The sequence below is a fragment of the Sphaerochaeta sp. UBA5849 genome (assembly GCA_002432715.1).
In the GTDB taxonomy this organism is placed as follows: Bacteria; Spirochaetota; Spirochaetia; order Sphaerochaetales; family Sphaerochaetaceae; genus Sphaerochaeta.
In genome coordinates this window covers 23,828-30,448 of record DJGJ01000033.1, presented here as the reverse complement: position 1 = coordinate 30,448, position 6,621 = coordinate 23,828, and the positions used below count along the sequence as shown (strand labels likewise).

Annotated in this window: 5 protein-coding genes; all 5 read left to right on the top strand. The window is 52.4% G+C overall.

Features of this window, described 5'->3' with window-relative positions; all coding sequences use genetic code 11:
• The first annotated feature begins 380 nt into the window (after positions 1 to 380).
• On the top strand, positions 381 to 2,474 hold the full coding sequence (locus B3K89_RS05415; protein ID WP_293909909.1) for a glutamine synthetase III: 2,094 nt from the start codon (positions 381 to 383) through the stop codon (positions 2,472 to 2,474).
• 109 nt (positions 2,475 to 2,583) lie between these two features.
• Complete coding sequence (locus tag B3K89_RS05410; RefSeq protein ID WP_298503809.1) at positions 2,584 to 3,504, top strand: sensor domain-containing diguanylate cyclase; 921 nt, start codon at positions 2,584 to 2,586, stop codon at positions 3,502 to 3,504.
• On the top strand, positions 3,504 to 5,510 hold the full coding sequence (locus tag B3K89_RS05405) for an HD domain-containing phosphohydrolase (RefSeq protein ID WP_320349528.1): 2,007 nt from the start codon (positions 3,504 to 3,506) through the stop codon (positions 5,508 to 5,510). Before B3K89_RS05410 ends, B3K89_RS05405 begins: the two co-directional genes overlap by 1 nt.
• Positions 5,511 to 5,571: 61 nt before the next feature.
• Positions 5,572 to 6,225 carry an AAA family ATPase gene (locus tag B3K89_RS05400; protein WP_293909915.1) on the top strand — a complete coding sequence of 218 codons (654 nt, stop codon included), beginning with the start codon at positions 5,572 to 5,574 and terminating at the stop codon, positions 6,223 to 6,225.
• Complete coding sequence (locus B3K89_RS05395) at positions 6,222 to 6,590, top strand: hypothetical protein (RefSeq protein ID WP_293909917.1); 369 nt, start codon at positions 6,222 to 6,224, stop codon at positions 6,588 to 6,590. Before B3K89_RS05400 ends, B3K89_RS05395 begins: the two co-directional genes overlap by 4 nt.
• The last annotated feature ends 31 nt before the right edge of the window (positions 6,591 to 6,621 follow it).

Sequence of the window (6,621 nt, the reverse complement as noted above, 5' to 3'; positions counted from 1 at the left end):
GAGAGATGAAGCCTGGGAAGGTGAATCTGTATATTTATGCAAGTATCATCTCTTCAGAGACCATTTTGAAATTGCCTCTGGAAATTAAGTCTTATGATTTAAACAATATGGGCAAATGGTACACCGTTTTGTTGTATGGGTTCATCCTTCTGCTTTGAAAATCTTATGTACCCCAGTTGACAGTAATCCTTTCTTGGGTGTACAAAGTGCCATCAGCAAAGGCGCTGTAGTCCGTTATGGGCTACAGCGCCTTTCTCTTTTTCCGGCATGTGTGTCGGAATTGGGTTTGTGGGCACCTTGTTTCTTGACGGCCTAATTGGTGACAAAGTCAGGGGATGAGTGTGCCGAAAACCCGTTAACACCACCAGAGGGGGCAGTGTATGACAGAACGTGTTGACCAGTATTTCGGGTGCATGGTGTTCGGTGATAGGATGATGCGCGAATATCTAGCCAAAGACACCTATCGTGAGTTGAAGCAGACTATCCGCGAGGGCAAGGAGCTTGATATCACCATAGCCAATCAGGTGGCGCATGCCATGAAAGAGTGGGCGCTGAGCAAAGGCGCAACCCACTTCACCCACTGGTTCCAGCCGATGACAGGAATCACCGCTGAGAAACACGAAAGTTTCATCTCAGCCGCAAAGGATGGCTCGGCCCTGCTTGAGTTCAGCGGCAAGGAGCTCATCAAGGGTGAGCCCGACGCCTCCTCCTTCCCCTCCGGCGGACTGAGAGCAACCTTCGAGGCCCGTGGCTATACCGCCTGGGATCCCTCAAGCTATGCCTTCATCAAGGAAAACACCTTGTGCATCCCCACCGCCTTCTGTTCCTACAGCGGCGAGGTTCTGGATAAGAAAACTCCGCTGCTTCGCTCCCTGGAGGTTATCAACAGAGAGGCTTTGAGGATTCTCAAGCTCTTCGGCAAGACAGAAGTGAAACGGGTGGTGACCACCGTCGGGCCGGAACAGGAGTACTTCCTGATCGACAAGAGCCTCTATCTGAAACGCAAGGACCTGATCCATACCGGTCGAACCCTGCTAGGGGCACGACCTCCGAAAGGCCAGGAGCTGGAAGACCACTACTTCGGCAACCTCAAGAGCCGGGTGTCGGCCTTCATGCGTGAACTTGATGAAGAGCTGTGGAAGCTCGGCATCCTGGCCAAGACCGAACACAACGAGGTTGCCCCCAGCCAGCATGAGCTTGCCCCCATCTTCACCACCAGCAACCTAGCCGTCGACCACAACCAGTTGACCATGGAGGTGATGAAAAAGGTTGCCGACAAGCATGGGCTGGTCTGCCTGTTGCACGAGAAACCGTTTGCCGGGGTGAACGGATCGGGCAAGCACAACAACTGGTCCCTCTCCACCGATAGCGGAATCAACCTGCTGGAACCAGGAGACAACCCGAAGGACAATGCCCAGTTCCTGCTCTTCCTGGTTGCCGTGATTGCAGCGGTGGATGAGTATCAGGACCTTCTCAGGGTTTCCGTCGCAAATGCCGGCAACGACCATCGCCTCGGGGCCAATGAAGCCCCTCCCGCCATTGTCTCGATGTTCCTCGGCCAGGAGCTCACCAACATTCTCGACTCATTGGCCGACGGGACTGATTGTCCAAACAAAGCCCCCACCTCGATGCTGCTGGGGGTGAACCTGCTGCCTCCGCTTCCCAAGGACAGCACCGACCGCAACCGCACCAGTCCGTTCGCCTTCACCGGAAACAAGTTTGAATTCAGGATGCTGGGCTCCTCCTTCTCCGTCAGTGGTCCGAACTTTGTACTCAATACGATCATAGCCGACAAGCTCTCCCTGTTTGCCGATCAGTTGGAGAAAGAGACGGACTTTGCCTGTGCTCTTTCCAAACTGGTCAAGGAGACCTATCAGAAGCATCGCAGGATCGTGTTCAATGGAAACAACTATGCCCAGGCCTGGGTCGAGGAAGCCCAGAGGCGGGGGTTGTCGAACCTGAAATCCACCGTTGATGCACTTCCGGCCTTCATCAGCAAGAAGAGCATCGCTCTCTTCTCCAAGTTCGGCGTACTCAGCGAGACCGAAATCCACAGCCGCTACGAGATTGTTTTGGAGAACTATTGCAAGACGATCAACATCGAAGCGCTTACCATGACCGACATGGTTCGCAAGCAGATTCTTCCCGCCCTCAGCACATTCAGCGGTATGTTGGCCCGTTCAGCACAGGATAAACTGGTCCTGGTTCCCTCCCTTTCGCTCTCCTACGAGAAATCCACCGTCACCTCCCTGAGCAGGCTTGCAGACAGCCTCGAATCGGCTGTGACTGAGCTTGAGAAGCGGGTGGTGGACGCACGCATGGTGGGTGAGGTTCTTCAGACAAGCAGGTACTATCACGACCAGGTGCTCCCTGCAATGGCTGAAGTACGGTCGATCAGTGATTCCGCAGAGCTTCTGATGGGTGAGAGCTACTATCCGATACCCACGTACGAGCAACTGCTGTACTCCGTATAACCTATAGGACTCCTCCTGGGTTTGGGAACCCTTCTGAAAACAGGGGGGTTCCCTGTTGTATCCGAAGATATTCATGGTACAGTATGAGTGCTCATAGCTTGGAGGCAGGATGTACCAGGAGATTCTTTCTGAACTACTCTATTCACTTTTCAACACCATTCCCGATCCTTTTTTTGTCATCGGCGAGGATGGTACGTACCTTGAGGTGTTCGGAGGAACCGATCGAAGTCTCTATGATGACGGCAAGCCCATGAAAGGCAGGAATATTTATGATTTCATGCCCAAGGAGTTTGCCGATTTCTACATGCAACAGGTGCGCCGCACCCTGGAAATGAACTGTCTCAACGCATTTGATTATCAGCTTGAGACCAACAAGGTGGTGCTTCCTGAATTCAATGGACCGGGAGGAACGCAGTGGTTTGAAACCAGGATGTTCCCTCTCAAGACCCCGTATATGGGCCAACGGGCAGTTACTGCACAAATCATCAACATAACCGAGCGGAGAAACCTCCAAAAGAAATTGCGTGAACTTTCCTACATCGACCCCCTGACAGGCCTGTACAACCGACGATACTTTCTTGAGAGGGTGAGAATACACTTGATGGAGAAGGGCAGGGCCCACATCATGCTCTGCGATATCGACCGGTTCAAGGATGTGAATGACCAGTATGGCCACTTGGCCGGCGACGCCGTACTGAAGGAGTTTGCCGGTATCGCAAAGGATGTGCTGAAGCATAACCATGCCATCGCCCGCTTGGGAGGTGATGAGTTTGTCATGGCTCTTACAGACATGACGGACGAGGAGGCCTTTGCAATGGGTGAGAGTTTGAGAAAGCAGGTGGAAAAAACACACTTCCACTACCAGAGCCAGGTGCTTTCGATACGAATCAGCATCGGCATAGCACGACTCAGCTATGAGGACCTTGAGAAAAGCGAGTTGATTGCCGATGCAGACCGTGCCCTCTATCAGGCAAAAGCCTCTGGAAAGAATAAGGTTTGCTTGTTCGACGATTCGGTAAGGGGGCTGTGATGTTCAATATCCTGTTTAATATCGCCCTGCTTCTAGCCCTCATGATTTTCTTCGCCACCTACCCGTTTCGCAATCTCAAGAGGCTCACATCCCATAAGGTGCTTGTAGGCTCGATTGTCGGGATCATCGGCATACTGGTCATGCTCAATCCCCTGACCCTCTATGAAGGGGTGATATTTGACTCGAGAACCATCCTGCTCACTGTATCAGGCATGGTCTTCGGTTTTATCCCAACAGCCATCGGAGCAGGTATGATGGCTGTCTACCGGCTTATCATCGGTGGTGGAGGCATCTATACAGGTCTTGTGACCATTCTGCTGAGCAGCATTGTTGGGAGCGTGTGGCACCGGAAGCGCTATGACAAGGTGCTTGCGAAACATGAAATGTTTGGTTTGGAGTACTACCTGATGGGAGTGGTTACCCACATAGGTATGCTGCTTGCCATGCTGCTCATGCCTTCAGACATCCGTAGGACGGTTATCGGCGTCATGGCGTTCCCGATTCTTGTTGTCTATCCCATAGGAACCTATCTGCTCAGTCTCCTGTTTTTCAGCCAGGCCAGGCGGGTTCTCGCAATCACCGAGTTGGAAAAGAGCGAACGATTGTTCAAGACCATGTTCGAACAAGCCCCGATCGGCATGTCCCTTACCGATGTTGAAAGCGGCAGGATTGAGAACATCAACCAAAGCTATGCCGACATGCTTGGATATACCAGGGAAGAGGTGCTGGGAAGGCGTTGGGATGAGTTCACCCATCCTGAGGACAAAGCGCTCAGCAGAGTGACCACCCAGCGTCTTTTGAACAAAGATGGAGGAATTCTGTCTATAGACAAGCGATTCATCCGCAAGGATGGACAGATCCTTTGGGCCAATCTCTCCCTCTCCATCTTCACCACCAAGGATATGAAAAATGTTGAGTCCTTGTGCATGACCGTCGACATCACTGAACGCAAGCAGTACGAGCAAAAAATCCTGTATGCCTCCAACCACGATGCTCTCACCGGACTCTACAACCGTGTGCATTTTGAAGCGTATGTACGGGATCTGCAAATTGCCGATGACCAGATTCTCACTGTCGCGTTCGGGGATGTGAACGGGCTCAGAATCCTCAACGAGGCCTTCGGTCGCGATGAGGGCAACCGCCTGCTCAGCCGCATAGCACGAATATTGGAAAAGCATCTACCTGAAGGCGATTATGTCAGCCGGGTGGGAGGTGATGAGTTTGCCCTGTTCTTCTTCAACCGAAACCCCGACCAGGTTGAGACCCTTCTTGGTGGAGTAACGAGTGATATAGCCTCCTTGGAGATGATGGGTTCGGTGGTTCCCTCAATGAGCTTCGGCCTTGCTTCCTTGGATACCGCCCAAGGCAGCATCAACGAGGCGATCAAGCAGGCGGAGAAGGACCTGGCAACCAGAAAGCTCGTCGACAGCCCCCACACCCAGGGAAAAGCCGTCTATGCAATCATCAACACCCTCCACGAGAAGAACAAGCGGGAGGAGAATCACTCAAGGCGCGTCAGCGAGTTGTGTGAACGCCTTGCCAGGGCCTCCGGCCTGGGTGAAATGGCGGCCAATGAGCTGAGGCTGGTGGGCCTCTTGCACGATATCGGCAAGATTGCCATTGATGAGTCCATACTCAACAAGGAGGGCAGGCTGACAGCCGAAGAGTGGAAGGAGATGAAGCGGCACTCCGAAATCGGATACCGCATTCTCAACTCGGTTGAGGATATGGCCGGACTCGCCCAGTATGTGTTGGCGCATCATGAACACTACGACGGCAACGGGTATCCAAAAGGCCTCAGGGGAGAGGAGATTCCCCTGCAGTCGAGGATCATCAGCATCGCTGATGCCTACGACGCCATGACCTCCTCCCGACCGTATCGCAAAACGGTGACCACCGAGCAGGCTGCGCAGGAGATCAAACGCTGCAGTCAGACCCAATTTGATCCCGCCCTTGCAAAAGTGTTTATCGAGGATGTATTGGGCTTGGACTACACAAGCTTGTAGACCTGTTTCTTGACTTCTGGTAATTACAGGTATACCATAAAAATACCAGAAGGAGGTGTCTATGGGAGTCATTACCATTTCTCGTCAGATAGGCAGTGAAGGAACCTTCATTGCCAAACGGGTTGCCGAACAACTGGGCTTGTCCTTTATTGACAAGGAAGACATCGAGAAAGTCATGCATGCCTACGGCTTCAGTGCTTTCGAGGAAGTGTACAACACCCGCCCCGGTTTTTGGGAACGTTTTAATCTTCAACGTTCCGTGACCATCGACTTCCTGCTTACTGTAATGCGTGCCTTCGCAAAGGTTGGCAATGTGGTGCTGCTCGGCCGGGGAGGATTCGGTCTCTTTCAGGGGTACACCGATATTCTCAACGTTCGACTGAAAGCACCGCTTTCTGTACGGCTTGAGCGAAAGCAGAAGGAGTATGGTACTACTGATATCGAGGCTAGAAAAGCTTTGATCGAGCAGGAACTGATTCGGACCAGCTTTGTGCAAACCGACCTGCAGTACAACCAGAATGATGCAGCGCTTTTTGATTTGGTTCTCGATACCTCCATCGTTCCACCCGAGACTGCAAGCCTGTGGATCTGCGACGCCTACCGGCAGCTGATGAAAAAACCGCGAATCGACGCCAAGCACACCCGCGCCGACTTGGTTGTGGACGATGTGCTGTTGAAATTGGTCGGTACCATGTTGGGAAAGAGTGAGTCATGAAGGCGACAGGCGGAGCAAAGGCTTTTCTGCTCATAGGAACGCTGCTCGTTGCACTGGTTCTCCTGTCTCCGTTTTTCTTCTCGCTGATATCACTGATCGTCAATTCCGAGCTGGTCTTTGACTACTTGATGACGGCCGAATTGGGCTTTGTCGCCATCATTGCCCTTTTGTTTCTCATGGTGGGGACCTTTTTGGCAAAAGGCCCATTCCTATTCTTCGTCTTTGGTTCAGTGGCAGCTGTTGTCTCATTGGTCACCCTGATGCTGCTCTCCGATCCTCCCGTGTTTCTCTCTGTATCGGCCCTGATTCTCTACAACCTGTCCTTGGTTTCATCTCTGGTGCATGGAGTGCTCAGCTTGAAGTGACAATCCTTACGTGTTTATTGTAAACTGTGAG

Excerpts from the sequence above, each read along its gene's own strand:
- B3K89_RS05415 (WP_293909909.1), top strand. The coding sequence starts at position 381 with ATGACAGAACGTGTTGACCAGTATTTCGGGTGCATGGTGTTCGGTGAT.
- B3K89_RS05410 (WP_298503809.1), top strand. The coding sequence starts at position 2,584 with ATGTACCAGGAGATTCTTTCTGAACTACTCTATTCACTTTTCAACACC.
- B3K89_RS05405 (WP_320349528.1), top strand. The coding sequence starts at position 3,504 with ATGTTCAATATCCTGTTTAATATCGCCCTGCTTCTAGCCCTCATGATT.
- B3K89_RS05400 (WP_293909915.1), top strand. The coding sequence starts at position 5,572 with ATGGGAGTCATTACCATTTCTCGTCAGATAGGCAGTGAAGGAACCTTC.
- B3K89_RS05395 (WP_293909917.1), top strand. The coding sequence starts at position 6,222 with ATGAAGGCGACAGGCGGAGCAAAGGCTTTTCTGCTCATAGGAACGCTG.